This window comes from Edaphobacter lichenicola (genome assembly GCF_014201315.1).
Lineage (GTDB): Bacteria > Acidobacteriota > Terriglobia > Terriglobales > Acidobacteriaceae > Edaphobacter > Edaphobacter lichenicola_B.
This window is the reverse complement of sequence record NZ_JACHDY010000004.1, coordinates 51,122-76,478: the sequence shown is the minus strand read 5'-3', so window position 1 is coordinate 76,478 and position 25,357 is coordinate 51,122. Positions and strand designations below refer to the sequence as shown.

The 25,357-nt window shown below is 62.0% G+C and carries 23 protein-coding genes and 1 other RNA gene; 7 read left to right on the top strand and 17 right to left on the bottom strand.

What is annotated here, in order from left to right; translation table 11 throughout:
* Window positions 1-18: 18 nt before the first annotated feature.
* From HDF09_RS13825 to HDF09_RS13770, 13 genes are all read right to left on the bottom strand, one after another.
* Window positions 19-1,620: an alpha/beta hydrolase gene (locus tag HDF09_RS13825; RefSeq protein WP_183767307.1), complete on the bottom strand. Its 1,602-nt coding sequence runs from the start codon at window positions 1,618-1,620 to the stop codon at window positions 19-21.
* 109 nt (window positions 1,621-1,729) lie between these two features.
* Complete coding sequence (locus tag HDF09_RS13820; RefSeq protein ID WP_183767305.1) at window positions 1,730-4,489, bottom strand: AMP-binding protein; 2,760 nt, start codon at window positions 4,487-4,489, stop codon at window positions 1,730-1,732.
* 190 nt (window positions 4,490-4,679) lie between these two features.
* The gene (locus HDF09_RS13815; protein WP_183767303.1) at window positions 4,680-5,264 is read right to left on the bottom strand and encodes a hypothetical protein; all 585 of its coding nucleotides are present in this window, start codon (window positions 5,262-5,264) and stop codon (window positions 4,680-4,682) included.
* Between the two features lie 131 nt (window positions 5,265-5,395).
* Window positions 5,396-6,430, bottom strand: a complete 1,035-nt coding sequence (locus tag HDF09_RS13810; RefSeq protein WP_183767301.1) for a YncE family protein — start codon at window positions 6,428-6,430, stop codon at window positions 5,396-5,398.
* Between the two features lie 28 nt (window positions 6,431-6,458).
* On the bottom strand, window positions 6,459-7,748 hold the full coding sequence (locus HDF09_RS13805) for a VWA domain-containing protein (RefSeq protein WP_311719526.1): 1,290 nt from the start codon (window positions 7,746-7,748) through the stop codon (window positions 6,459-6,461).
* A gap of 10 nt (window positions 7,749-7,758) precedes the next feature.
* Window positions 7,759-8,874 carry an RluA family pseudouridine synthase gene (locus HDF09_RS13800; protein ID WP_183767299.1) on the bottom strand — a complete coding sequence of 372 codons (1,116 nt, stop codon included), beginning with the start codon at window positions 8,872-8,874 and terminating at the stop codon, window positions 7,759-7,761.
* Window positions 8,864-9,679, bottom strand: coding sequence for a prolipoprotein diacylglyceryl transferase family protein (locus tag HDF09_RS13795; RefSeq protein ID WP_183767297.1), 816 nt, complete (start codon window positions 9,677-9,679; stop codon window positions 8,864-8,866). The genes HDF09_RS13800 and HDF09_RS13795 overlap by 11 nt, the downstream gene beginning before the upstream one ends.
* 87 nt (window positions 9,680-9,766) lie before the next feature.
* Window positions 9,767-9,952, bottom strand: a non-coding RNA gene (gene ssrS, locus HDF09_RS21470) — 6S RNA.
* 79 nt (window positions 9,953-10,031) lie between these two features.
* Window positions 10,032-11,066, bottom strand: a complete 1,035-nt coding sequence (locus tag HDF09_RS13790; RefSeq protein WP_183767295.1) for a TlpA family protein disulfide reductase — start codon at window positions 11,064-11,066, stop codon at window positions 10,032-10,034.
* A gap of 156 nt (window positions 11,067-11,222) precedes the next feature.
* Complete coding sequence (locus HDF09_RS13785; RefSeq protein ID WP_183767293.1) at window positions 11,223-11,621, bottom strand: cell division protein ZapA; 399 nt, start codon at window positions 11,619-11,621, stop codon at window positions 11,223-11,225.
* A 23-nt stretch (window positions 11,622-11,644) separates the two neighbouring features.
* Window positions 11,645-11,902: a hypothetical protein gene (locus HDF09_RS13780; RefSeq protein WP_179640712.1), complete on the bottom strand. Its 258-nt coding sequence runs from the start codon at window positions 11,900-11,902 to the stop codon at window positions 11,645-11,647.
* Between the two features lie 463 nt (window positions 11,903-12,365).
* Window positions 12,366-14,846 carry a phenylalanine--tRNA ligase subunit beta gene (locus HDF09_RS13775; RefSeq protein ID WP_183767291.1) on the bottom strand — a complete coding sequence of 827 codons (2,481 nt, stop codon included), beginning with the start codon at window positions 14,844-14,846 and terminating at the stop codon, window positions 12,366-12,368.
* 50 nt (window positions 14,847-14,896) lie between these two features.
* Window positions 14,897-15,280: a four helix bundle protein gene (locus HDF09_RS13770; RefSeq protein ID WP_183767289.1), complete on the bottom strand. Its 384-nt coding sequence runs from the start codon at window positions 15,278-15,280 to the stop codon at window positions 14,897-14,899.
* Between the two features lie 259 nt (window positions 15,281-15,539).
* Between HDF09_RS13770 and HDF09_RS13765 the strand changes: the two genes are divergently transcribed.
* The 6 genes from HDF09_RS13765 (at window position 15,540) to HDF09_RS13740 (ending at window position 19,141) form a co-directional block, all read left to right on the top strand.
* Complete coding sequence (locus HDF09_RS13765; protein ID WP_183767287.1) at window positions 15,540-15,968, top strand: hypothetical protein; 429 nt, start codon at window positions 15,540-15,542, stop codon at window positions 15,966-15,968.
* Window position 15,969: 1 nt separating this feature from the next.
* Entirely contained in the window at window positions 15,970-16,233 is a 264-nt protein-coding gene (locus HDF09_RS13760; RefSeq protein ID WP_183767285.1) for a hypothetical protein, read from the top strand.
* A gap of 95 nt (window positions 16,234-16,328) precedes the next feature.
* Window positions 16,329-17,252 (top strand): alpha/beta hydrolase, encoded by a 924-nt coding sequence (locus HDF09_RS13755; protein ID WP_183767283.1) that lies wholly within the window; start codon window positions 16,329-16,331, stop codon window positions 17,250-17,252.
* 119 nt (window positions 17,253-17,371) lie between these two features.
* The gene (locus HDF09_RS13750) at window positions 17,372-17,866 is read left to right on the top strand and encodes a nuclear transport factor 2 family protein (RefSeq protein ID WP_183767281.1); all 495 of its coding nucleotides are present in this window, start codon (window positions 17,372-17,374) and stop codon (window positions 17,864-17,866) included.
* 132 nt (window positions 17,867-17,998) lie between these two features.
* Window positions 17,999-18,355 carry a phage holin family protein gene (locus tag HDF09_RS13745; protein WP_183767279.1) on the top strand — a complete coding sequence of 119 codons (357 nt, stop codon included), beginning with the start codon at window positions 17,999-18,001 and terminating at the stop codon, window positions 18,353-18,355.
* 24 nt (window positions 18,356-18,379) lie between these two features.
* Entirely contained in the window at window positions 18,380-19,141 is a 762-nt protein-coding gene (locus HDF09_RS13740) for a bestrophin-like domain (protein ID WP_183767277.1), read from the top strand.
* 355 nt (window positions 19,142-19,496) lie between these two features.
* Here HDF09_RS13740 and HDF09_RS13735 read toward each other — a convergent pair whose 3' ends face one another.
* Entirely contained in the window at window positions 19,497-20,462 is a 966-nt protein-coding gene (locus HDF09_RS13735) for a phytanoyl-CoA dioxygenase family protein (protein WP_183767275.1), read from the bottom strand.
* A 300-nt stretch (window positions 20,463-20,762) separates the two neighbouring features.
* On the opposite strand from HDF09_RS13735, the gene HDF09_RS13730 reads away from it, so the two are divergent.
* Window positions 20,763-21,623 (top strand): helix-turn-helix domain-containing protein, encoded by an 861-nt coding sequence (locus HDF09_RS13730; RefSeq protein ID WP_183767273.1) that lies wholly within the window; start codon window positions 20,763-20,765, stop codon window positions 21,621-21,623.
* Window positions 21,624-21,737: 114 nt separating this feature from the next.
* Here HDF09_RS13730 and pheS read toward each other — a convergent pair whose 3' ends face one another.
* The 3 genes from pheS to HDF09_RS13715 all read right to left on the bottom strand — a co-directional run bounded on the left by pheS (window position 21,738) and on the right by HDF09_RS13715 (window position 25,225).
* A complete protein-coding gene (pheS, locus tag HDF09_RS13725; protein ID WP_183767271.1) occupies window positions 21,738-22,844 on the bottom strand; it encodes a phenylalanine--tRNA ligase subunit alpha in 1,107 nt (368 codons plus the stop codon).
* A 127-nt stretch (window positions 22,845-22,971) separates the two neighbouring features.
* On the bottom strand, window positions 22,972-23,253 hold the full coding sequence (locus HDF09_RS20840; RefSeq protein ID WP_260181314.1) for a hypothetical protein: 282 nt from the start codon (window positions 23,251-23,253) through the stop codon (window positions 22,972-22,974).
* 478 nt (window positions 23,254-23,731) lie between these two features.
* Window positions 23,732-25,225, bottom strand: coding sequence for a UbiA family prenyltransferase (locus HDF09_RS13715; RefSeq protein ID WP_183767269.1), 1,494 nt, complete (start codon window positions 25,223-25,225; stop codon window positions 23,732-23,734).
* Between the last annotated feature and the right edge of the window lie 132 nt (window positions 25,226-25,357).

Here is a 25,357-nt window from a genome sequence, read left to right as displayed (position 1 = left end):
TGTGTTCTGGTCGATCGGTTATGGCTTGAACATGTAGTAGACGCCGTCGGTGCCGGTTGCGGATCGGAGAGCGAATCTCTTCGATGCGGGCTTGTCGTCGGACAGGAGCTCGTAGATGTCGGAGAGAAGCGGGTAGGTTCCGGCAAAGTAGGAGTGCGCCAGGAAGTCACTTGCGACGGCGGAGGCGTCGATGCTCTCGACGTCTGGGAGGACGAGTACCGGGACGCCTCCTGCTCTTGGGTATTTGTGCAGCTTGGCCGAGGCCGCGAGTGCTTTGTCTTTGGAAGAGGCGTAGAGGGTGATGTGATCGGAGACCTGGTGGAGGGCCGATGCCAGTTGGCGGAAGGTCTCCGCATCGATGTCGGGCGCGGCCAGCACGAGGTGGTGGAGCAGGGGATGGGGTTGCGCCGTGCGGTCGTAGCTTAGCGCCTTGAGGGCGTCGCATACTGCGCGATTGCCCATGCTGTGGGCGATGAGGTGAATCTTCTGTGCGCCGCTGCGAGCCTCAAGAAGGCGCAGGAAGCGTTCCAGATGACTGGCCGTCCAGCCAACGTTTGCGGCATCGCTGGCATAGTCCTCGAAGGTGCCGTTGGAGGGCCAGCTGTAGAGGACAGGAGCTCCGATGAAGCCGAGATCGAAGGCGAACTGACCGGCACGGCGAGCTGCGGTCTCGAAGTCGACGTTGTAACCATGAACGAAGACGAAGGCGTCCTTGGCCGGCGAACTGTCGACTCGTTGCTTGACCCTGTCGAAGAAGGCATCTTCCTCGAGGCTGGTGATCTCCTGCAACACGATGTGTTTTTCAGGATTGGGCCGGAACTCGAATCGGAAGAAGGAAGGAGATTCCAGTTCGCCAAGCTTGTGCTTAGCGGGAATGCTTACCGTGCATTGGCCGTAGCGCAGGTTCTCGTCAGACGACCTTTTCGCGGTGAAGTTGAATCCCAGAAGCTTATCGCGTGTGCGTTCGCGGTCGGTTGCATAGAAGATCCGAACGGCGGTGCAGTTGTCGGGGAGCTTGAATGGAACAGGCGCGGGTGGCGGTGCGACAGACCGTGACGGTGCAGGCGGGGGTGGCGGTGCGGCAGACGGTGGCGGTGCGGCGGCGGCTGGAGGGTGCAGATCCAGCCCCGCGCCGAAAGCGCCGACGGCGTCCAACTCGAACTGGTCCGTGGGGAGGAGGCCGGTGAAGCTGAAGTCCTGGTACTGCTGCTGTTGCTGTTGCTGTTGTTGCTGCTGTTGCTGCTGCTGCTGTTGCTGTTGCTGTTGTTGCTGTTGCTGCTGCTGTTGTTGCTGTTGCTGTTGTTGCTGGCGCGGGGAGTTGGAGAGGATGACGCCTGCAAGAGCTTCGGCCAACGAACGTGGCGTCTGGATCTCCCTTTTGCTGGTGAGGATTTCGGCCGCCTGCTGACGGGCTTTGTCGGCTCCCAACCGCCCGTGACTGTTGAGGCTGATGAGCCTGGAGAACAAGCGTTCCGTCATCTCATAGAACTGGGAGAGAATGTGGCCATTCAGGAGCGATTCAACGGACCTACTTTGCCAGCCAGGCTGGCTTCGAACGAACGGCTCGAGAGCTACAAAGAAGAGGTTGAGGACATATCGTTCGAAGGCTGTCTGATTCATTCGCAACTCCTGTGCCCGGTCCGACAATGCGCCAAGACATTATGCGACGATCTGCGCACTATGGGATAGTCACGACCTTCGACTGATCCTCTCTGACGGAGCGACAACCTTATAGTTGATTTTTTGCGAGGAGCGTTTCTACCTCGGCGTGGAGGCGGGCGGTGATAGCAGCTTCGGTGTCGCCTGGGGCGAAGCGGATGGGTTGACCTAAGCTGACCTGAAGGGTGCCGGAGCGGAACCAGCGGCGGCGGCGGGTCTTGAGTTCGCCTAAGCCCTGGAGGGCCATGGGCAGGACTGCCGCCTGAGATTGTTTTACGAGGAGGCCGATTCCGAGGCGGAAGGGAGCGAGGGTGCCGTCGGGGGAGCGGGTGCCTTCGGGGAAGACGACTACGTGGAGGCCGTGATCGAGCGCATTGCCGATGTGGGCGAAGCTGCGCTGGAAGTCGCGCAGACGCGGGAGGGGAAAGACGTTGAACAGTGCGGTGAGGAGAAGCCAGGTGGGCGGACCGAGGGGGTTGAGCCAGCGTGGATGCTGGTTGCGGGCGTGGCGGAAGTCTTCGAGCATCTCGCCCGACATGGCTACGGCAGTGCGGAGGCGGATGGGACGGGGGAGGGCGTAGAGGAGGAGGGGGAGATCGTAGGCGGTGACGTGGTTGGCGATGATGAGGAACGGGCCGGTTGGCTGCGTGTCTGATGGCTTTGTGTCTGTTGGGTGCGGCTGGATTGTTTGGTGTGTTCGGTCTGCTGGTGACACGCGGGGTGCGGCTAAAAACCAGACCAGGGGTTGGGCTACACACTCGATGAATGCGGCGCGAATCCAGCGGATGGGCAGTTGCCAGGGCCAGTGAGGGTAGAGGTAGTGCGTGGTTGGGGAGGTTCTGGGTTCGGGGGTGGCTTCGAAGCTGGCTTTGGGGGTGGGGGGCGGGGCGGTTGCGCTGGGGATCGTGGACGATGGAGTGTCGTGCGCGGGGGGTGGCTGGTTTGGCTCGAGTGCCTTGTTGCCGGAGGGCGTGAGGAGCTGGCGTAGCTCGTTTAGCGTCTCGGCTTTGTCGTATTGGTCCTGGGGGAGGGCGATGCCGAGGCGCTGCTCGAGGGCGTCCTGGAGCTCGATGCGGCCGAGGCTGTCGAGGCGGAGGTCTTCGGCGAGGCGGAGGTCCCGGGCTTGGGTTTGGGTTTGGGTTTTGTTGTTTGAGGCTGGCTGATCTTGGGATGGCTCGGAGGGTAGGCCTTCGCCGGTGATTTGAGTGATGAGGGTTAGGAGCCAGTCGGTGCATGCTGCGGCAGAGGCTCTTCCGTCGTTGGCTTCCCTGCTGGCCAGCCAACTGGCTACGGCGGCGCGTTTGACTTTGCCGGTGGAGGTGCGCGGGAGATCGGGTTCGGGCCAGAGGGCCAGGCGGCGGATGCGCTGGAACTCGGCGAGGTGGGTGTTGGCGCGTTGCAGGATGGCGGGGGCGCGGTCGGGTGTGGTGCGCAGGGCGAGGACGGCGCAGGGTTCGGGGCCGGCGGGGGTTTCGATGGGGACAACGGCGCAGGCGGTGACCTCGGGCTCCGGCTCGAAGGCGGCTTCGAGGTCTTCGGGATGAAGGTTGACGCCGGTGGCGGTGACGATGGTTTCGCTTTTGCGGCCGAGGAAGCGGAGCTCGCCGGTGGGCTGGACTTCGGCGAGGTCGCCGGTGGCGAGCCACTCGTCGGCGCGGGGTTGGAGGACGCCTGCGGACCAGGTGGCGGGGGAGATCATGGGGCCGCGGACGAGGACCTCGCCGTCGGGCTGGATCTTGACCTCGCGACCGGGGAGGGGCTTGCCCATGGTGCCGCGAGCTACTTTGAAGGGGTGGTTGAGTGTGATGAGGGCGGAGGTTTCGGTCATGCCGTAGCCCTGGACGAGGACGAAGCCGAGGGCGTTCCAGAACTGTTCGATGGGTGGCGGGAGTGCGCCTCCGCCGGTGACGAAGGCCCAGAACTTGAAGCCGAAGAGGGAGTGGATGTCGCGGAAGCGCCACCAGCGCTTTTGTGCGGAGATGCCTTGAGCTGCTGCGAGGCGTGCGGTGAGGTTTGGGTGTTCGGTCTCGAGGTGGGTTTTGAGGAGGGCGAGGACGCGGGGGACTCCGGCGAGGACGGAGATGCGTTCGCGGCGGATGACTTCGATGAGACGCGGGGCGGTGAGACGGGATTCGAAGTGGACCTCGGCGGCGAAGATGGAGGGGACCCAGAGGCCCATCATCTGGCCGAAGACGTGGCTGAGCGGGAGGGTGTGGAGGAAGCGCAGGGGGTGGACGATGCGCTCGTAGCGGAGGTAGGGCTGGGCGGCGTTGCGGATGGGCTCGAAGCTGGCGAGGATGTTGCCGTGGGTGTGGACGATGCCTTTGGGGTCGCCGGTGGTGCCGGAGGTGAAGAGGATCTGGAGGGGCGTGTCGTGGGAGAGGGTGGGGATGGGGCCGGCTTGATCTGCCGTTACTGTGGGGGGGAGGATGGTGGGCCAGTCTTCGAAGGAGAGACGTGGCCAGTCGTTGGGGAGGGTTTGGAGGAGGGTGGCGTCGCCGACGATGAGGGAGGGGCGGACGTCGGAGGCTACTCTGGCGGCGAAGTCGGGGGTGCCGTAGGCGTCGAGGGGGACGGCGATGACGCCGCGCAGGATGCAGCCGTAGAAGGCGGCTACCCATTCGGCGCTGTTCTGTGCCCAGAGGATGAGGCGGTCGCCTGATTGGAGGTTACGGGAGGCAAGGAGTGCGGCGAAGCGTCCGGCCAGGGTTGCGATCTCTGCGTAGGTGGTGGCTTTGCGGCGGTTGCCGGTGTACTGGACGATGGCTGTCTGGTGGCCGAAGCGACGGAAGTCGTCAACGAGTACGGCCAGGTGGGGGCGAGTGGGCATGGTTTCCGCTAAACCCAAGATAACCTATGCTGTCTGGGGACTGTCCGGCCGGACGGGCCCACTGCGCGTGGGGCGGTCACTTCGTGACTTGTATACCGGCTTCGCCCGGGTCTCCCGATGGTCGGCACAAGATCTTTCTTCGCGACCAACGGGAGCGCTAACCGAAGGGGTATACACGTCACGAAGTGACTTAGCGGCCTGGGGGCGCGGGGACCATGACGGCGTCGGGGTCAACCCTGGGGATACCGAAGTGTCCACTGAGATGGACGAGGTCCAGAGGGCGAAGCTCGCAGGCGATCTGGATGACGCTCATATCGCGGGCGGAGCGGTTGATGACGGTGACTCCGGTGATGTCGGCGCCGGCGAAATGGAGCCAGAGATCGGTGACGGTGTTGCGGGGCTGCGCAGTGTTGGCGGAGTTCTGGTTGGCGTTGACGAGATGCTTCCAGCCGGCCGCGTTGTAGGAGGCGATGATGGCGTCCATGGCCTCAGGGGTGTAGAAGGCCGGGCGCGGATAGCGATAGTTGTCGATCGAGATGCCGGTGAGCGCAGCGGGAGCGCGGTTGGCGTCGAGGCCGTTGGACTCAAGGAGATTCTGCGCGATCTGGATCATGCTGCGGTCGAAGCTGAAGGAGGTGTGGGTGGCGGGCTGGTCGGCGAGGTTCATGAGCGCGCCCTGGAGGTCGAGCGGCGGAGGCGGTGGGCCGGCGGGTGGTTGCGCGATAGCCACAGCGGTGAAGAGGGCGAGAGTGAAAAGGACGGGACGCATTTTCATGGCAGAGAACCCCTGGGTGATTAGACACCACTCTGAGGCGGGAGTTTCCCTGGTTTGTGAGTATTATTCAGCGATCTAGAGAGTACGAAGCGGAGTACGAGGGGGATGCGCGGGGGGATCTGGGCGGATCCTTACTCGTCTTGCAGGGTGTAGATCCAGAGCTCGGCCCCGTGGTCGGCGCGGGCGGGGACGGCTAAGTAGAGGCGGTCGAAGCCTTTCCTGCCTTTGCCGAAGTATCCGGCGGTGCGTGCGCCGAGGGCGGTGGGTAGCTTGACGAGGAGCTTGTAGTGGTCGGGATCGTCCTGCTGGAAGATGCTGATGGAGCCTTCACCGCCGGGGATGTAGATGCGCTTGCGGGCGGAGTCGAAGTAGAGATCGTCGGCGTCCTGGACGGCGGGGAGGGCGGCGACCATGTGGCTGGTGCTGGTGTCAAAGACGGCCAGGCGGGCTGGCCTGCGCGTGGCGACGAAGAGCCGGTGGCCTGCCTCGTCGAGCGCCATGGGGAAGTTGCTCTCAAACTGCAAGGGCCAACGTGCGATGGCCCGGGTGTGGCGATTGATGACGGCGATCTGCTTGAGGCCGGGGAGATTGACATAGATCTCGGGGCCGGAGGAGGCGAGCTGAAAGGACTCTGGGTGCGCACCGAGCTTGAACTCTTCGGGGAGGCGCTGGTTGGAGGCTGCATCGACCATGGCGATGGCGCCAGTCTTTTCGTCGCCGTAGCCGACGTAGACACGCTTGTCGGCGGGGTCGTAGCGGAGGTTGTCGACGTCCTCGCCGAAGTCGAGGGTGGCGAGGAGCGCGAAGGTTGAGCCGTCGTAGATGTAGAGCTTGCCCTGGTCGCTTCCGACGAAGAGCTTGTTGATCTCGGGCGAGTAGACGACGCCTTGTCGGGCGGGGATGCCGGGGATGGTGTGGGTGACGGTCTGGGCGCTCAGACTGACGATCTCTTCGGTGTTGTTGCCGAGGGCGGAGACGAAGAGGCGGTTGTGGGCGGGGTCGAACGCGAAGTGGTCGATGCGACCTTTGACGTTTGGAAGAGGGATGGCTCCGGTGAGGATCATCGGGGCGCCGGGGACAGCGGCGGAGTTCTGTTGAGCACGCGAACGTAGAGGGAAGACAGAAAGGAGCAGGAAAGCCACGGCGACGCGGTGCGTTTTTCTCATCTTCGTTCTCCGTCGTGTGGCTGGGGGTTTATTGGGGTGGGCGGGGGGAGAAGTAGCCCTTCTGGGCGCGGACTTTGAAGCGGGGGTCGTTGGCCTGGAGGTAGATGGTGCGGAAGGAGCCGTCCATGCGGAGACCGGCGGGGCGGTAGACGAGGTGGTACTGGCTGCGCAACTCCTCTTCGATGTTGCGGAAGCCGATGGCTACGTCTTCGAGCCTGGTGGGGTAGAAGGCCTGGCCGCCGGTGGCGTCGGAGATGGCTTTGAGAACGTCGTCGCCCTTGTCTTTGCTGGGGCTGATGTTGGTGCTGATGGTGTAGACGATGGTGTCGGCGCGCTGGCACATTTTGATGGCGTCGGACTCCTGGACGCGGGAGTAGTTGTCGTCGCCGTCGGAGACGAGGATGAGGGCGCGGCGGACGGCTCCGGTCTCTTGCAGAGGGAGCATCTGGTCTTTGCAGGTTTTGTAGAGGGCGTCGAAGAGTGCGGTACCGCCGCCGGGACGGAGCTTGCGGATGCCCTGGTTGAGGAGATCGACGTTGTTGGTGAAGTCCTGGGCGACGTCGGTTTCGATGTCGAAGCCCTCGACGAAGGCGCGGTCGTTGAGGTGGAGAATCTGGAGGAGGAACTCGATAGCGGAGTCCTGCTCGAACTGGAAGCGCTGGCGGATCGAGCTGGAGGTGTCGAGCATGATGCCGACGCGCAGGGGGAGGTTGGTCTGCTGGGTGAAGCGGAGAACGGCGGTGGGGGGACGGCCGTCGTCGAGGAGACCGAAGTTTTCGCGCTTGAGGCCGGTGATGAACTTTCCGTGCTTGTCGGTGACGGTGAAGATGAGATTGACTTCGTTGACCTGAACGCGGATGGTGTCGACGGGCTGGTCTTGCGGGGCCTGGGGGGCTCCGGTAGCGGGTGGGGTGGTTTGGCCTGGGGTCTGAGTGGGCGTTGTGGTTGCGGGGGTTTGGGTCGCGGGAGTCTGGGTTGCAGTCGCCGCGGGCTGGAGTGAGGAGGTGGGCTGCGGAGTCTGGGCTGCGGGGGTTGGTGTGGCTGAGGCCGGCGCAGGTGTGGACGCGGGCGCTGGTGTTGATACTGGCGCTGGTGTGGTCGCAGACTGGGCGACTTCAGCGGAGGATGGGGCGGCGGAGTCGCTGGACGAGACGAAGAGGCGGTGCAGCCAGCCGGGCCTTTGAGTCAGCGTAGTCTGCGCATGGAGTGTCTGCACATGGAGAGACGGGGCGGCGAGGAGGAGGGGGAGCAGGGCGGATCGTAAAAACACGGGGAGTTTTACCCTTGAGGCGTGGTTCATTCGGTTGGGGGCGGTCACTCGGATGATTCTACTCAATTGTGGACGAATTGGTGCGAATTGCTTGCAAAAACGACTCTAGTTCGACAGGGAGGGGTGCGGCGAGATCCATCGGTTTGCCGGTCTGCGGGTGGGTGAAGGAGAGATGCGCGGCGTGGAGGAAGTTTCGCTCGAGGTTGAGGGCGGGGGCGAGGCCGGGGATGAGGTGGGGGGCGCCGTAGAGGGTGTCGCCGACGACGGGATGGCCGAGGGATTGGGCGTGGACGCGGATCTGGTGGGTGCGGCCAGTCTCGATGCGGACTTCGACGAGGGTGAAGGGACCCTGGGGAGTCGTTAGACGTTCGAGGACGTGGAAGTGGGAGACGGCGGTGCGGCCATCGGCGCGGCGAGTGGTCATGCGGGTGCGGCGAATGAGGTCGCGGGCGATGGGGAGGCTGACGGTGGTGTCGTCTTTTTTGAGGTGGCCGTGGAGGAGGGCGAGGTAGGTTTTCGTGACCTGGCGGCGGGAGAACATGTCGCCGAGCTTGCGGTGGGTGCTGTCGTCTTTGGCGACGAGGATGAGGCCGCTGGTGAGCTTGTCGAGGCGATGGACGATACCGGGGCGGAGATCGCCGCCGACGTCGGAGAGCTTGGCGAAGTGGAAGAGGAGAGCGTTGACGAGGGTGCCGCGGTTGCGGACGTCGTCCGTTGTCCCGGCTCCGGCGTGGACCATCATGCCGGCGGGCTTGTTGATGACGGCGAGGTACTTGTCTTCGTGGAGGATGTGGAGGGGGATGTCCTCGGGGATGGCGTGGAGGGGCGCGGGCTGGGGGGAGCCTTCGATCTCGATGGACTCGCCGCCGCGGAGCTTTTGTTTGGGCTTGGCGGGGTTGCCATCGACACGAACCTGGCCGGCTTCGATGAGGAGCTGGACGCGGGCGCGGGAGATGTCTGGGAGGGCCTGGGCGAGGTAGAGATCGAGGCGGAGGTTGGCGGCGGCAGGGTCGGCGAGGAAGGTGCGGACTGCGTCGGCGTCTTCTTCGACTTCGTCGAACTCAAGGACGGGCACTGGGGGCGGGGCGGTCTCTTCTACGCCGCGGCTGGCGCGGTACTCGGGTTTTACGGTGCGGCGGCGCTGGCCCTTGGGGAGCATGTTCTTAGACGGCATGGGTGACCAGCTTTCTTGGCAGCAGCAGGATGATGGCCGCTACAACGATCATACCGAGGGCGATCCACTGGATGGGGTCGAGGAGGATGTAGGTCGCGCTGCTGGTGTACGGGTAGGGCTGGCGGACGAAGGTGAGGAGGAACTGGAGGGTGCCTGCGGAGGCCAGGGCCAGGGCGACTGTGTCTCCGGGTTGACGGCGGTGTTTGAGTTGGCGGAGGAGGAGCAGCGTGAGGATTGCAGCGGCGATGGCGGCGTAGAGTGCGACGGGGTGAAGGCGGGTGTGGTCGGGCGGGATGCGGATGGGCGGGATGTGAATGCCCCAGGGGAGGGTGGTGGGGAGGCCGGCGTCGCTTCCTTCGGCGAAGTGGCCGAGGGCGAGGAAGGCCCAGATGAGCGCGGCGGGGGGGCTCCAGGCGTCGAGGGTGTCGAGGAGCGGGAGGTTGCGGATGCGGAGATAGATCAGCGTGGCTAGAAGGGTGAGGAGGATTCCGGTGGAGGTGAGGGAGGGTACCGTGAGCAGAAGGATGGGATAGGCGAGGAAGTTGTGGAGATTGGTGGCGATGAGAAGGATGCGGGAGAGAGCGAAGGCGGAGAGGAGGGTGAAGAGGGCGGCGTTCCAGAGGCTGTCGGGGTTGAGGCCGACGAGGGCGGCGGTGCGGAGGCTGAGTGTGAGTGCGGCCATGAGGCCAAGTGCGGCGAGTACGCCGAAGGTGGGGAGGAGGAGATGGCCGGAGTGGAGGAGGTAGGGGTGCACGTCTGAATTTGCGAAGACGAAATACAGGGATCCTTCGACTGCGTGGCTCACAAAGTGCGTGAGCCACTTCGCTCTGGATGACGCATCTGGTTTGTTCCCTCAGATGGCAGGAAGGATTCGCGGGGTGTGAAGGAAGAAGACCGACCCACTGGGCCGTACGTCGAAGCGCTGGTGAACCCGTCCTAAGACGGCGGGACCCTGCCGTGGCTCTTTAGGCGTTCCTGACTGGAGGACTGCACACCGAACCATGTCTACGAGCCAGGCCCCTGTTCAATGAATGTTGGTTCAACCAGCGTTGTTCGCGTACCTGCTTTGCAGGCCGGCGTTCTTAGTTTGGATGCTAACGGGATGTGAGGAGATTCGCAACTCGACGGCGTCCTGCCGGGAGTATTGCGTTTTGTTTTCAATGAGACGAGGCGGTCTGGACGGCGGGTTTTGCGAGGAGAGAACGTACTTTGGCGCGGAGGTCGCCTTCGGCTCCGGTGGCGCGCATCTGCACCATGCCGTTGACATCGAGAACGACGTAGGTGGGGATGCCGGAGACGTGAAAGGTGTCGGAGACGGAGTGATTGCCGTCGCGAACCTGAAGGCCGAGCATGCGGTTGTCTGCGAGATAGCGCTTCCACTTGGCTTCATCGCCGTCGGAGCTGATGCCGAGCAGGACGAAGTGATCTTTGTCGAACTCTTCGGCGATGGACTGGATGTAGTCGAGATCTTTGACGCAGGCTGGGCACCAGGTAGCACAGAAGTCGATGAGTACGACTTTGCCGGCGAGGGAGTCGAGGGTGACGGCGGACCCGTCGGCTTTGGTGATGGAGAAGCCTGGAGCCAGTTCGCCTCGCGCGAGGCTCACATCGTTGGCAAAGTTTTTGGCTCGGAGGCAGTCGGCGGAGGTTGCCTGTGAGTTCGCGGCGCAGGCTGTGAATTCTTCCTTTGCTTCGGCATCCTTTTTGAGAGTGGCGAGGATGCGGCCGTCGAGCATGTGAATGTTGGGGTTGGCTGGGTTGTCGGCTGCGGCGCGCTTCAAGACCTCATCGGCCTGGAGGAGCAGCGGGTCATTCGGTTTGGGTTTTTGACGGCTTTGGAGGAGAAGCGCGTAGGCCTGGAGGTACTCGGCGTTGGCCTTGTCGGCTGGAGCTGCGGCTTGCACGGCCCATGCAGCGGCGGAGGAGGCGGCGTCTTTTGGCAGCTCCATCGCGAGCTGCAGGTTGGAGATGGCCTGGAGGCAGTCGGCGCACTTGCCTTTGGTTAGCTTGAGGGCCTTGCGGTAGCTGTCGAGCGCAGAGGTGAGCTGATGGCGCTGCTCAAACTTCTTGCCTTCGTCGAGGGCGGCGCTGACGGTTGGGTCGAGTGGTGTGCTTTGAGAGAAGAGAGGGTGGGCGGCGGTGGCGAGAAGGAGGACAGTTACGGCGGAGGTGATCTTGTTCCACTGACTCATGGTCTGGCCCGTTCTTTCTCTACAGGGAAGTCTGGATGCGGACCAAGTTTATCTGAGTTTTTCCTGGATGCTATGCAACCTTGATGCTATTCAAGATGCTATCCAACCTTATGGGTGGACGTGCTGGCATCAACTGGGCATCGCGGCTTATTCGCTTTAGCCGACTTTGCGGTCTTCGAGGAGTTCGTCGAGGAGGTGGGATAGGTTGCCGGCGCGGGAGCGGAGGGATTGCTGGGAGTTCTGAAGGCTGCCGGCGAGGTTGTCGCTGCGGTCGCGGGCGCAGCAGAGTTCGTCGGCGATGTTGAGGGCGGCGAGGACGGCTACGCGGAGCGAGTCGACGGTGTTGCCGTGGGCGGAGACGGCGCGCATCTTGGCGTCGACCATGGCGGCGATGCGCTCGATGTAGACGGGGTCGGTGCCGCGGAGGTGGTAGATCTGGTCGTAGATTTCGACGGCGATGGACTGGCTCTGCGTGGGCTCGGCGGCGGGCTGACTGGCCTGGGCGGTTTCGCGAGTCTGAGCTTCGAGAGTCTGTGCATCTACAGTCTGAGCCATCGGGTCTCCTTGGCGGTAGTGGGTTAGAGGAGTTCGTCCATCTGCTGGAGCATCTTTTCGACGCGCTGGCGGACGGCTTCACGCTCTTTGGTGAGGGTGGTGAGTTCGGATTCGACCATGGTGGAGAGGGTTTGCTGCTCGGCTAGCTGAGCGCGGAGGGTGGCTACTTCGGCTTCGGCGGTGGCGCGGGCTTCACGTTCGCGCTTGACGACTTCTACGGCGCGGAGGACTTTTTGTTCGAGGGCCTGGAATTCATCGATGCTGATTGAGGAGGTGCTCATATTGTCTTCAGTATAGACGGCGGAGACGAGGATATTTGCTGGGGAAAAACGGGGTGGAATCTATTTGGGTGCGGATTTTTGCGGATTTTTTTCTGGTCGTGGTGGAGTGGCTGTTTTTCAGGGGGTTTTTGCGATTCTGGGTGGTTTTGATGTGGCGAATGTGTGGTGTGAGTGTGGTGATTTGTGTGGCTGAGTGTGGTGTTTCGCCGCGTGTTTTTGAGTGGTGAAAAATGTGACAGGGTTTTGGGATTTATTTTTGGGTTCAGAGACTTGTCCTGCCGGACGAGCGCCCTGCGCGGGCGGCGACCACTTCGTGGTGGGTATACCGCTTCGCTTGGCGCTCCCGTTGGTCGCGAGGGATCATCATTCCGACCATCGGGAGGACCAACCGAAGGGGTATACATGTCACGAAGTGACCGCTGCCCGCGTAGGGCGCTCGTCCGGCGGACATTGGGTGAGTTGATCAGCTTGTTTTGGCGGTGGTTTCTGCGCCGTCGCGGATGGTGCCGCCGAGCGCGGTGAGGGCGGCTATGATGCGGGTCCACCAGTCGGTGAGCTCGTCTTCGCGGAGGGTGCGGTCGTTGGATTGGAAGACCGTGCGGAGGAGGAGCGAGTAGACGCCGGGGTGCTTCTTCTGGTCGCGCCAGACTTCTATTGGCTTGAGGCTTTGGAGTTCTGGAATGGCGAGGGCGTGTATGGCGTCGGAGACGGTTTGCCATTGAGTGGCGTCGGGGAAGACGAAGGAGAAGTCGCGCTCGACGGCCTGGTAGCGCGAGAGATCGTGGGCTGTAATTTTCTTGAGGGGGAGCACGTAGAGGGCGGCGAGGTCGAGCTGCGCGAGGTAGAGGGGCTGGCGGAGTTTGTGGGCTTCGCGCTGGGTGTGGGCGAGTTCGCCGAAGTGGGCGATGGGGTGGTTGTTCACGAGAGTGGTTGCGCGGCGGCCGGGCTGGAGCCAGTCGGGGGCGGTCGCCGAGAAGGTAAGCGGTTGTACGGACGAAATGCGGGGGTCTCTCCGCTCCGGCGGCAAAAGCGCCGCCTCCGTTCGAGATGACAATTCTTTCTCTGACATTTGACCTTGGGGTGCAAAGACGTTACTTGCTGCCTCCGGTTGAGATGACGACTCTTTCTCTGACGCTAGAACGCGGGGTGGAAAGGTGTCCCTTGCCGCGTTCAGGTCGAAGAGGGAGAGGAGGGATTCGATGGCGCCCTTGAGCTCGAAGAAGGGGGCATCGGCGGCGACTTGGAGCGGGGCTGTGGGTTGAGGCGTGGCGGTGGTGAGACCGAGGGAGAGCTGAGGGGACTCGTGGACGTTGGAGATGTAGCTGGCGTCGGCGGGGATGGTGGCGGTGAAGACCTGGCCCTGCTCGAAGAGGCGGACCTCGCGGACGTCGCGGTTGAGGTTGTGGGCGAGCATGGTGACCATGCCGGGGATGAGTGAGGGGCGGAGGAGGGAGGCCTCTTCGGAGAGGGGGTTCTCGAGGGGGACGATTGCGCGGGGAGTGGAAGGGAGCGGTCGTCCTTCTCCACCCCCACGAGCAAAGGCGCTCGTCGGGGACCCCGGTTCGGACGATGCCCACATCTCAGAGTCGAGATGTGGGGCACCCGGATTTTGTGCGCGCGCGGCTGCGTAGAAGAGGTCGGAGTCTTGTTGGCTGGCGAAGGTGCTGGAGATGGATTCGCTGAAACCCAGGGCGAGGAGGCGGGTGCGGACGGCGGCTTCTTTGGCTGCGGTGGGTTGGGTGAGGACTACGCCGGGTGCGGGGAGGGTGTTGGCGAAGCGGTTGTAGCCGTAGACGCGGGCTACCTCTTCGATGAGGTCGATCTCGCGCTCGAGGTCGAGACGCCAGCTTGGGAGTCTGGTGGAGTAGACGGCTTGATCGTCACGCAGGCCGTGGAGGAGGAGATTGCAGCCTAGCGAGGTGAGGTACTGGGCGACGATCTCGGAGGTGATGCCTTGCGGGTCGATGGTGGTGCCGAGGTGGCGCTGGACTTGTTTGACGGAGAGCTCGATGGGTGGACGCGATGCTGTACGGGCTTCGACTTCGGGGTCGATGAGGTCGATGAGTTCGCCTTCGGGTTTGCCGTTCTGCGGGGCTTCGGCTACTCCACTTTGCAGGATGAGCTGGGTGACGAGGGCGTTGGCGATGGGGGCAGCGTTGAAGTCTGCGCCGCGCTCGAAGCGGTGGGAGGCGTCGGTGTGGAGGCCGTGGCGACGCGAGCTGCGGCGGACGGTGGCGGGGTCGAACCAGGCGGATTCGACGAGGATGTTCTTTGTCTCGGGGGTGATCATGGAGTCCCAGCCACCCATGACTCCGGCCAGCGCGAGGGCCTTCTTTTCGTCGGCTACTACGAGGTCGTCGGCTTCTAGGGTGCGGTCGGTGCCGTCGAGGAGTTTTAACTTCTCTCCCTTGTGGGCGAGGCGGACGACGATGCCGCCTTCGATCTTGTCGAGGTCGAAGGCGTGGGTGGGATGGCCCATGCCGAGGAGGACGAAGTTGGAGGCGTCGACGGCGTTGGAGATTTGTTTCTGGCCGAGGAGGGTGAAGTAGTCGGCTACGCGGGCTGAGCTGGGGGCGATGGTGACGTTGCGGATGACCTGGGCGGTGAAGCGGCCGCAGAGGCCTGTGGCTTCGGAGGCGATGCGGACGGGGAATGGGGCGTCGACCAAGGTGCCGATAGGGAGTTTGGGGTTGAGGGGGGCCAGCGGCAGGTTGTAGATGGTGGCGGCCTCGCGGGCGATGCCGAAGTGGTTCATGGCGTCGACGCGGTTGGTGGTGATGTCCATCTCGAAGAGGTGGCCGTTGGACTTTCCATCAGCGGATTTGCCGAGATCGTGGATGCCCTCTACGGCGATGCCGCGGAGTGTGAGGTCTTCGGCGAGCTTGTGATCATCGACCGGAATGTTGGGGACGTAGGTGCGGAGCCATGGTGTGATGATGTTCATAAGTTAGCGAGTCAGCAAGTCAGCTAGTTAGCTAGTTAGCGGCGCGTCAGCTAGCTGGCGTGTTGTTTGATGTCCTTGGGCTTTAGGGTTTTGAGTAGGCCGTTGATCATTCTGGCTACTTCGTTGCAAAGTTCGAAGAGATCTTTTACCGCGTCCGGCGGAATGAAATCCAGATCGTGGCAAAGTTGAATTTGTGTTTCGAGTTCGTAGAGCGAGCCTCGGGCCTGTGCGAGAAAGACTCTGAGTAGATGGTCGCTGAGTCTGCCATGTCCTTCTGCAATGTTACTGGGAATCGAGACGGCGGCGCGCCTCATCTGGCTTTGCAGGCCGAAGATTTCACTTTTTGGCAGAGTTGCTGTGTACCGATAAACCTCTTTGGTCAAAAACATCGCCTTCTGCCATACCAGAAGATCTCGAAAATGCCTTGTTCTCATCGCTTGCCTCCTGCGGACTGGAGAGACATCCCGTGATAGGAGGAAGGAGCGCGTCTACGTTGTAACCGCGGGCCGTACCGCACATATTCGAGATTCGGGAGTTTCATGTTGGACGGTTTTAGTCTAAATGTTGCGGCTGTCGGGGATGGGTTCGGTAAGGCAGGTAAGACGCAAACCTGTGCAGACTGAGATTGTCCTGCGATGGAGAGGAACCAAAAAAACTTATTTTCTGGCGACAATTCGGAGCACAATAACGTGCATGAGGACGCTCACGCTGAGCACACTGCCGTGGAAGGGACTGCTGGTGTGGGGGATCTTTGGTTTTGCGTTTGCGATGATTCCGCTTGTCTTTGCCCTGACGGGGGATGATCTAAGCAAAACGGCCCGCGGGTTCAAAGAGGCGATCGAACGAGGAGATGTTTTCCTGATCTGTGTGGCACTGGTTGGAGACAGTCTGGGACGATACGTGATGATCCGCAAGAAGACGATCTGGGACATATTGTCGGTTGGGTTTGTGATCGCATACATCGTCATGGTTTCGTTCGAGTTTGGGGTGATCAGCACGATGCTCCATAGCGAGGCGACGAAGGCGGTGATTCCCGACGGCCTGGTTCAGAGGCACAGCTGGTACTACGGGATTGCGGTATGGATTCTTGGGAGCGCGGCGGTAATAAGGACGGCGGACTGAGATGGCGTGGATCGATTTCAAGTCGGGGTTCGCGCTGATGGGGTCGCTGGTTGTGCTGGCGGGAAGCCTGGATTCGCGGATGAGAGAGCGGAAGGAGAAGCCTCCGGAGCCGGGAGGGGCTGATGGTGGACCGGTGGTTCCGCAAGAGCCTGTAAGACCGGAGAAGATGAATCCCGATGAGTTTCGGTCGGGCGTGAAGCGCGCGTTCAAGGCGTTGAGGGCGTTTAGGTTTAAGAAGCGGACTCCGCCGACAACTTCTGCTTAAGGGAAAAACTGAGCCAAATCCTGGGTGCGCCCGACGGCTTGCTTATGGCAAAGCTGCCAGCGATGATGACTGGGTGACTTGGGAGGATTCTTCGGATGCGGCGAGTGCTGGCGGGATTTTTGTTGGTGGTGGGTTGTGAGGTGGGGTGGGCGCAGTCTACGAGTTGGCCTGCGGGGGCTGAGCATGCGGTGGTGACGCTTTGGCCGCAGGGGGCGCCTGGGCCGAATACGACGACGGGGCCGGAGGCGGAGACCTCGACGGCGGCTAGTCCGCAGATGGCGGGAAGATGGGTGGCGCGGGTGGGGAATGTGTCGGTACCTTCGCTGACGGTGTATGAGCCGAAGGGCGCGGGCAATGGGGCTGGGGTCGTGGTGTTTCCGGGGGGCGCGTACAAGATTCTGGCAATGGATCTGGAGGGGACCGAGGTGTGCGAGTGGCTGAACTCGCGGGGCGTGGCTTGCTTTCTGCTGAAGTATCGGGTGCCGGAGACGGGGCCTTATCCGAAGTCGGACGAGGCGCTGGAGGATGCGCAGAGGGCGGTGGGGTTGGTGCGGGAGCATGCGGCGGAGTGGAAGGTGGATGCGAAGAAGATTGGGGTGCTGGGGTTTTCGGCGGGTGCGCATCTGGCGGCGTCGGTGAGTACGCACTATGGGACGAGGCTGTACGCCAGGGTGGATGCGGCGGATGAGAGGAGCTGCAGGCCGGACTTTGCGGTGGTGGTGTATCCGGGGTATCTGGCGGACCCGGAGAATGGGATGAAGTTCAGCGCGGATATTCCGGTGACCAGGGACACGCCGGCGACGTTTCTGGTGCAGGCGGAGGATGATACGGTGCATGTGGAGAATGCGGTGGAGTACTTTCTGGCGCTGAAGGGCGCGGGTGTTCCGGCGGAGTTGCATGTGTATGCCGAGGGCGGGCATGGGTATGGGCTGCGGCGGACGAAGCTTCCGGTAACGGGGTGGCCGGACCTGGTGGATGAGTGGATGAAGACGATTGGGGTGACGCCGGCGGGGCGGTGATTCCGCAGTTGACTTGGATAACGGTTTTGTTTCTTTGCGCTCTCACTCGTAGGACGCGAACATTCTGCCTCGTTGTTGCGTACTGGGTGGTGTTTCGATTCCAGTCGAGGAGAACGGCTATGAAGAAGCTATCGGCTTTCGTGTTGGCGATTGTGTTGTGCGGAGTGGGGGCTCGCGGGTGGGGGCAGGCGGTTCCGGCTTTGGCGGATATCAAGAGTCAGCAGGAGTTGACGACGGCGATTGCGACGCTGGATAAAGAGCTGTTCGACGCTTACAACACATGCAACCTCGACAAGCTGAGCACGCTGGTGGTGGATGATCTGGAGTTTTATCACGACAAGACGGGGCTTGCGGTGGGGAAGCAGGTGTTTCTGGAGGCGATCAAAAATAATATCTGCGGGAAGGTGACGCGGAAGCTGGTGGAGGGATCGCTCGAGGTGTATCCGTTGCATGGGTATGGCGCGGTGGAGATTGGAGTACATCGGTTTTACCATCCCGGGACGCAGGATCATGATGTGGTGGGAGAGGCGAAGTTCATTCTCCTGTGGCAGTACAAGGATGGGGCGTGGAAGGTCTCGCGGGTGATCAGCTATGACCACGAAGTGGCGAAGTAATTCAGTTTTCGATTGAGGAATTTGTGGCGTGGGTGGGTGGCGTCGGATATGCTGGTCGCTACTCCGGTATCAAATCTTCGCTGGACGTTTTTCTGAACATTTTTTGAACATTTCTTTGGACGAGGATAGACGATGCTTCGCTTGCTTCTACATTGGGTTTTGAGTGCCGTGGCGCTGCTGGTGGTGGCGCACTTTGTTCAGGGTTTCGACGTGAATAACTTCATGTCGGCGCTGATTGCGGTGGTGGTGATTGGGTTGTTCAACGCGACGATCGGGTTGCTACTGAAGATCATTACGCTGCCGCTGAGCATTCTTACGTTCGGGATATTTTTTCTCGTCGTGAATGCAGTGATTCTGTGGTTCTCGAGCAAGTTTGTACCGGGGTTTGCGGTGACGACGTTCAAGGCGGCGTTTCTTGGGGCGCTGGCGCTGGCGGTGCTGCATCTGCTGTTTGGTTTCTTTGGTGCGGCGATGAAGAGCCGGAGCTAGGCTGCGGATCTTGGAGAGCGGCGCGTGAGGAATCCTTTGGACTATCCCTGGTTGGTATTTGTAACTGCATTTGTTCTTTTATGGTTCGCGGCGTGGATGGGTGGATGGATCAGCCAGCGGCGGCGTGATCTGACGGACGAGCTGCGAACCGACTTTGGCGTGGTGCTGGCGGCGACGCTGACGCTGCTGGGGCTGATTATCGGTTTCAGCTTTTCGATGGCGACGGGGCGCTACGACCAGCGCAAGACCTACGAAGAGGCCGAGGCGAATGCGATTGGGACCGAGTATGTGAGGGCGGATCTGCTGCCGGCGGCGGAGAGGGCCGAGGTGCGGGCGCTGCTGAGGCAGTATACGGATCTGCGGATTCGGTTTTACAAGACGCGGGACCCGGGGGATCTTCGGCAGATCGATTTGGATACGGCGCGGGTGCAGGGGGAGCTTTGGGCGGCGGCTTCGAAGCCTGCGATGGCGCAGCCTTCGCCGGTGATTGCGCTGGCGGTGGGTGGGATGAACGATGTGCTGAACTCGCAGGGGTACACACAGGCGGCCTGGTGGAATCGGATTCCGGTGGCCGCGTGGTGCCTGATGTTTGCGATTGCAATTTTTTGCAATGGGCTGCTGGGGTATGGGGCTCGGCAGATGGAGCCAAGGCTGTTTATGGTGCTTCCGGTGGTGGTGGCGGTGGCGTTCTTTTTGATCGCGGATATCGATAGTCCGCGGGGTGGGGTGATTCGGGTGCATCCGCAGAATCTCGAGAGTTTGCGGGCTGGGTTGGGGGCGGAGTAGTTGAGGTTTTAACCGCAGCTTCCTCCCCCGTTCGACTTCGCTCAGGGTGCGGAATGACCAAAAAAAGCAACGGCAAATGCGGGGGTCTTGACGGATACCGCAGCATGAATCGGTTCGCTGCAACTAAGAGATGTGGCTGCAATCCACTGCGCGACGGACGGTGAGACTGTCCGTCGCTTCGGTCGAGATGACGTTTTTTGCTTTGGGAAGAAGGGACAGCTGCAAACAACAGCAACGACAACCGCAACGGCAAGAGCTGGCTAGAAAGAGGGTTCTTTCCCAGCCAATGTTTTGTGTTGGGTTTAGGCGACAGCAACTGCAGGAACGGCGGTTATAGGATGTTGATGCGGTGCGTCTACCAGGAGTCGAGGCCGAGGAGTTGGCGGCCCAGGGGGGTTAGTTCCGCGGTCTTGTATTTGGTGCGCTCCCACTCGCGGGGGTCGCCGGGGAACGCGAAGCCCTCGGGGGCGCGGCGTTCGCGCCAGGAGTCGATGCGGCGCTGGCGTATCTCCTCGTTGCCTCCGTCGGCTGGAGTCATTGAAATGTACTGGGCGACGCGGGCTTTGTCTTCGGAGGTGTTGGGGCGGATGCCGTGGGTGAGCAGGCTGTTGAAGATGAGAAGGTCGCCGGCCTTCATGGGGACAGGGGTTAGTTCGTAGGGGGCGATGTCGGGCTTGAAGCCGTCGCGGTCGGCGGGCTGGGTCTTCTTCCAGGCTTCGAAGTTGCGGAAGAGCTCGGGGACGCACTGGAAGCCGCCGGTGGATTCGTCGGTGTCGACGAGCGAGAGGACGCCCTGAACGTTGACGGGGAGCGGGTCGAGGGTGGTGTCGACGTCGTTGTGGATGAAGCCGGCGAAGGCGCGGCCGCTGCGGTTGGGGGTGTTGAGGTTGGCGCGGTCGATGGTGACCCAGAGACGCTCGTCGTCCCAGATGTCGACGAAGGCGTCGTAGACGCTAGGCTCCTGACGGTTGTCCCAGAGGACCTGGTGGTTGTAGACCTCGACCATGCCGCTGTTGTTGAGCTCCTTCATGGCGTGGTTACGGAGCTGGGCGGCGTTCCAGGTGGAGATGTCGTTGGGGTCCATCTCCTGAAACTCCCAGAGGAAGTTGCGGGTGCGCTCGACGTTGGCGGAGGGGACGGCCTGGCGGACGACGACGTAGCCGTAGGTCTGCCAGTGGTCGAAGTCGGCTTGCGAGAGGACGCGGAGGGGGAGCTTTTTCTTGATCTCGCGGAGGGGCTGGCGGGCGACTTCGATGTTGAGGCTGTTTTCGCCGGGCTTGCCGACGACGTTGTGTTCGAGGACTGCGATTTGGGTTTTCATTTGGGTTTCGATCCTTTGCGCGGGTTGCGTACGAGAGAACTTTAGAGCGGCGCGAGGGGGAGTTGTTGGCTTTGGGTGCCAAATACTGGTACTGGAGTCTCACGCGGGCGGGTGTTGTGGCTATAATTGCGTCGGCTTTGAGACGGAGAGACAAGCAACGACAATGGCAACGACAATGGCAATGGCAATGGCAATGGCAATGGCAAAAGCAAATACGGGGGTCTCTCCACTGCGCGACGGACGATAAAACTGTCCGTCGCTTCGGTCGAGATGACGAACTTTTTTTGATTTGGGGGTGGGATGAAGCCGTTTCTAGAGCATATTAAGACGTCGAAGGACTCTTCGTGGGTGTTGTTCGATCGGCGGCTGCCTGCGATTCCGTTTGAGTGGCACTACAACAGCGAGTATGAGCTGACGCTGACGCTGAATAGTCGCGGGCAAAGGTTCATTGGGGACAACATCTCGCGGTATGACGATGGGGATCTGGTGCTGATTGGGCCGAAGATTCCGCATACTTGGTGCTCGAGTGAGGATGTGTGTAAGGAGAGGGAGCATCAGGCGCTGGTGCTTTGGTTCAGCGATGCGTTTGTGAAGGGGATGATCGATCCGCATGTGGAGCCGAGGGCGATTCGCCGGCTGCTGGAGCGGTCATCGCGGGCGCTGACGTTTTCTGAGCCGGTGCGGGCAAAGGCTCGGGAGATTATCTGCGCGATGGTTGAGCAGAGGGCGGGGCCTCGGCTGACTGGATTGCTGAATGTTCTTTTACTGCTGGCGGAGGATGCGGGGAGCGAGCCCCTGGCCTCGGAGGCCAATCAGAGCGAGAGCTTTGCGGAGGCTACCGAGGAGCGGATCGGGAGAGTGATCTCGCATCTGCACGCGCACTATCGCGATGAGATGGTGGTGGAGAGGCTGGTGAAGGTTGGGGCGCTGAGTCGGAGCTCGCTGCATCGGCTGTTCAAGCGGCAGACGCGGATGACGTTGGGCATGTATGTCGCGCATCTGCGGGTGGGGCATGCTTGTGCGCTGCTGCTGAATAGCGAGAAGCCGATTGCGGTGATCGCGGATGAGGTGGGGTATGGGAATCTGGCTAACTTCAATCGGCAGTTCAAGGGGTTGAAGGGGCAGACTCCTCGGGAGTTTCGACGGGCTTTTCGGGGGTAAGAACTTTTGTCCTGCCGGACGGGCCGCCTGCGCGGAGGGCGGTCACTTCGTGACTTGTATACCTTGTTTGGGTGATACAAACTCCCCCCGGCCCTCGCGTTGCTCGGGGTTGGGTTAGGCGAATTGCTCGAGGAAGCGCATGTCGCCGGAGTAGAAGTGGCCTATGTCGGAGACGCCGTGGAGCATCATGGCGATGCGCTCGACGCCCATGCCGAAGGCGAAGCCGGTGATCTTTTGGGGGTTATAGGCGTCGTCCGCGGGGTTTATTTTTCGACGCTCGGCAGTGACTGCGGCGAAGACGGCGGGGTCGACCATGCCACAGCCGAGGAGCTCGATCCAACCGCTGTGTTTGCACTTGCGGCAGCCCTTGCCTCCGCAGAAGATGCAGGAGATTTGTACGTCGGCGCTCGGTTCGGTAAAGGGGAAGAAGGAGGGGAAGAAGCGGGTTTTGAGGTCGGAGCCGAAGAGGGCCTTCATGGCGTGGTCTAACGTTCCCTTAAGATCCGAGAAGGTGATGTTGGTGTCGACGCAGAGGCCTTCGATCTGATGGAAGATGGGGGAGTGGGTGGCGTCGGCGGCGTCGTTGCGGTGGACCTTGCCGGGGATGACGATGCGGATGGGCGGTGCCTGCGCGATCATGGTGCGGATCTGAACGGGGCTGGTGTGGGTGCGCATGAGCAGGCGGTCGCGGCTTGGGCGCTTGTGCTGGTTGGCGATGACCAGGGTGTCCTGGGTGTCGCGGGCGGGGTGGTTTTCGGGGAAGTTGAGGGCTTCGAAGTTGTAGAAGTCGGACTCGACCTGGGGGCCAAGGTTGGTGCTGTAGCCGAGATGATGGAAGACGGAGACGATCTCGTGCATGGTTTTCAAGAGCGGGTGGGGGATGCCGGGGGCGCGGAGGGTGCCGGGGAGGGTGATGTCGATTCCCTGCACTGCTGCTTCGGCTTTCGACGCGGCGGGGGCCTCGAGGGCGGCTTCGATCTGCTGCTTGAGTTGGTTGAAGCGGATGCCGAGGGCCTTTTTGGCTTCGGGTGGCGCGGATTTTAGCCAGGCTTCGCTGATGAGCTTGAGGCGGCCCTGCTTGCGGCCTAGCCAGTGTAGGCGGAAGGCTTCGGGGTCGTTCAGGGAGGCAGTTTCGGTGCGGACCTCGTCGGCAAGCGTGGCGAAGGCGGTGTCGAGGGAGGCGTCGTCGAAGTGCTGTAAGGCTGTGATTTCGTCGGACATTTCCTATTCAGAGTAAATGAAAGGCTGATCGGTGAGTGTTTGCGATCGAGCGACGCGACGGGAGGGTGAAGAATGGCCCTGATGCCTGGCTTTGCCTCGAGCGATCAGGGCCGTTTAGGGTGGTCCACTAGACGCCTGGCTGGTTGGCCTGGCCGGGGGCTGAAGGATTGATGCCCTTGCCCCCGGGGGCTGCCGACTTTATCAGGATAGGACCGGATTTGGTCTCTTTCCGCCAGATGCGAATCATCTCGAGCGTCTCGGCCTGAGTTAGCTTGGCCAACTTGGTGAGCGGATCGCCGGCCTTGGCGTTCATCGGACGGACGATGGTTGCTTGATTAATCCCGGGACGAATCCTGAGGAAGACTCCACCGACCTGCCTTGGGTTCGGAGTGGGCGGCGTGGTCGCCATCCTGAGTTCGCCGTTCGGCTTCATGTTGCGCAGCGCGATACGGCGCAGCTCCCATCTTTGAGGAGTTCACGAATCAGGTCCTTGACGAGCTCCGACTGATTTGCATTGAACTCGATACCATGCACATTGGGCATTTTGCATGCCTCCCTTCTGACTTCTATGCCCATGCTATTGAGTCGCGCATAAGTAGTTCGTAAATGGCAACTTGAGGGCGTTTGGGGGGTGGAGGAGGTGTTTATCAGGAGCCTTGAGTTAGTGACTCTGGTTGGAGTGGGGCGCGAAGACGAAATACGGGCATCTCTCCGCTGCGCAGCTCACGATGAGACTGTGAGCTGCTTCGGTCGAGATGACGTCTTCTGTGAGCAGTCAAGACCAGCTGACTGAGCAAATGCAAGAGCGAGGCTGGGAAGGGTACACATTCCCACTCATCGCGATGAGACTGCGATGAATGGGGCACCCGATCCTTTGGGGCTGGGCGCTAGAGGGCGGAGAGGACGATGAGGGCTACGAGGACGCCCAGGAGAAGGCTGCGGCGGTCGGTGATGGCGTAGACGACGGGGTCTTCGTTGAGCTGGCCGCGAGAGGCCTGGAGCCAGAGACGCATGATCCAAAGGATAAGGACGGGAACGAGAAGCCAGAGTCGCCGGGTGTGGTGGTAGAGCTGGGCCGCTTCGAGGGTCGAGATGTAGAGGGTGAGGACGACGACGGAGGCGAAGCCGCTAGCGGAACCGAAGCTGCGAAGCTGCTCGATGTCGGAGACGTGGTAGCCGCGGCCGCCGACGGTGGAGCCGCCGCGCTCACTGAGGTTTTCGAGCTCGGCGAAGCGCTTGACCAGAGCGAGCGAGAGAAAGAAGAAGATGCTGAAGCTGCCGAGCCAGGTGGATACGGGCACGCCCGAGGCTGCGGAGCCGGCGATGATGCGAATGGTGTAGAGGCCGGAGAGGACGATGACGTCGACCAGGACAGAGCGCTTGAAGCGCAGCGAGTAGGCGAGTGTGGTGACGAGGTAGATGCCGAGCCACTCGAGGAAGTAATGCGGCTTGATGAGGGAGACGAGTTGAGGCGACAGGGCGGCGATGACGCGGGGCACTGACAGCGCCAGAACGAGAGAGACGGCCAGCAAGAGAACGACAACGAAGACGCCGGAGAGGGCGGAGAGGTCGCCCGAGGCGAAGGGACGGCGGCGCTTGCGCGGGTGCTGGCGGTCGGCTTCGAGGTCGAGCAGATCGTTGACGATGTAGGTGGCGGAGGCGCAGAGGCCGAAGCTGAGAAAGGCGAGGGCGGCCGCGACGAGAATTCCAGGCGCCCAGGCGTGGGCGAGGAGCAGAGGCACGAAGATGAGGACGTTTTTGGCCCACTGGTGGAGGCGGATGGCTTTGGGCCAGGCTTTGAGGGGGGAGACGGTCTCGTCGAAGGTGCGGGCGGGGGTGACGCCGGCTTTGCGGAGGGCGGTGCGGAGTGCGGGGGTGGGGTTGGCGACCATGGGCTCCCGGCAGCTTTCGAGGAGGGGGAGGTCGGGCAGGGCGTTGCCGATGTAGGTGAAGTTGTCGCCGAAGTGGGAGCGGAAGGCGGCGAGCTTGTTTTTGCCGGCGAGGTTGAGCTGGCCGTCGGAGGCGAGGACGCCGGTGAAGAGGCCGAGGTGGGCGGCGACGCGGCGGGCGGTGTCGGCGTCGGCTGCGGTGGCGAGGTAGATGGGGCGGCCGGTGGCGTGCTGTTGCTGAAGATATTGAAGGAGTTCGCGGTTGTAGGGGAGGTGGGCGACGTCGAGCTGGACGGTGGCGGCGAGGTGGCGTTTGAGGGCGGCTTTGCCCTGGAGGAGCCAGGAGGGGATATTGAGGAGGGCTAGCGGGTGGTGGCGGGCGACGGCGAGTGCGGAGTCGTGCAGGGTGTCGGACTTGACGAGGGTGCCGTCGAGGTCGACGCAGAGGACGGGGAGCGCTGCGGTGTCGATTTCAATAGCCTGTTGAGGCAAAAGTGTCCTTTCGTACGTCTAACCCAATATTCGGAGTATGGTGCATCTCCTTGCACAGTCATTTTGCCTGGCTGCAGCGGGATGAAGGTGCCTGGAGGACCAAGGTCATTATCATTTATTCTTAGATATCTG

Bases quoted from the DNA above. Each gene is read 5' to 3' on its own strand.
- HDF09_RS13825 (WP_183767307.1), bottom strand. From the start codon at position 1,620: ATGAATCAGACAGCCTTCGAACGATATGTCCTCAACCTCTTCTTTGTA.
- HDF09_RS13820 (WP_183767305.1), bottom strand. From the start codon at position 4,489: ATGCCCACTCGCCCCCACCTGGCCGTACTCGTTGACGACTTCCGTCGC.
- HDF09_RS13815 (WP_183767303.1), bottom strand. From the start codon at position 5,264: ATGAAAATGCGTCCCGTCCTTTTCACTCTCGCCCTCTTCACCGCTGTG.
- HDF09_RS13810 (WP_183767301.1), bottom strand. From the start codon at position 6,430: ATGAGAAAAACGCACCGCGTCGCCGTGGCTTTCCTGCTCCTTTCTGTC.
- HDF09_RS13800 (WP_183767299.1), bottom strand. From the start codon at position 8,874: ATGCCGTCTAAGAACATGCTCCCCAAGGGCCAGCGCCGCCGCACCGTA.
- HDF09_RS13790 (WP_183767295.1), bottom strand. From the start codon at position 11,066: ATGAGTCAGTGGAACAAGATCACCTCCGCCGTAACTGTCCTCCTTCTC.
- HDF09_RS13785 (WP_183767293.1), bottom strand. From the start codon at position 11,621: ATGGCTCAGACTGTAGATGCACAGACTCTCGAAGCTCAGACTCGCGAA.
- HDF09_RS13780 (WP_179640712.1), bottom strand. From the start codon at position 11,902: ATGAGCACCTCCTCAATCAGCATCGATGAATTCCAGGCCCTCGAACAA.
- HDF09_RS13775 (WP_183767291.1), bottom strand. From the start codon at position 14,846: ATGAACATCATCACACCATGGCTCCGCACCTACGTCCCCAACATTCCG.
- HDF09_RS13770 (WP_183767289.1), bottom strand. From the start codon at position 15,280: ATGAGAACAAGGCATTTTCGAGATCTTCTGGTATGGCAGAAGGCGATG.
- HDF09_RS13765 (WP_183767287.1), top strand. From the start codon at position 15,540: ATGAGGACGCTCACGCTGAGCACACTGCCGTGGAAGGGACTGCTGGTG.
- HDF09_RS13760 (WP_183767285.1), top strand. From the start codon at position 15,970: ATGGCGTGGATCGATTTCAAGTCGGGGTTCGCGCTGATGGGGTCGCTG.
- HDF09_RS13755 (WP_183767283.1), top strand. From the start codon at position 16,329: ATGCGGCGAGTGCTGGCGGGATTTTTGTTGGTGGTGGGTTGTGAGGTG.
- HDF09_RS13750 (WP_183767281.1), top strand. From the start codon at position 17,372: ATGAAGAAGCTATCGGCTTTCGTGTTGGCGATTGTGTTGTGCGGAGTG.
- HDF09_RS13745 (WP_183767279.1), top strand. From the start codon at position 17,999: ATGCTTCGCTTGCTTCTACATTGGGTTTTGAGTGCCGTGGCGCTGCTG.
- HDF09_RS13735 (WP_183767275.1), bottom strand. From the start codon at position 20,462: ATGAAAACCCAAATCGCAGTCCTCGAACACAACGTCGTCGGCAAGCCC.
- HDF09_RS13730 (WP_183767273.1), top strand. From the start codon at position 20,763: ATGAAGCCGTTTCTAGAGCATATTAAGACGTCGAAGGACTCTTCGTGG.
- pheS (WP_183767271.1), bottom strand. From the start codon at position 22,844: ATGTCCGACGAAATCACAGCCTTACAGCACTTCGACGACGCCTCCCTC.
- HDF09_RS20840 (WP_260181314.1), bottom strand. From the start codon at position 23,253: ATGGCGACCACGCCGCCCACTCCGAACCCAAGGCAGGTCGGTGGAGTC.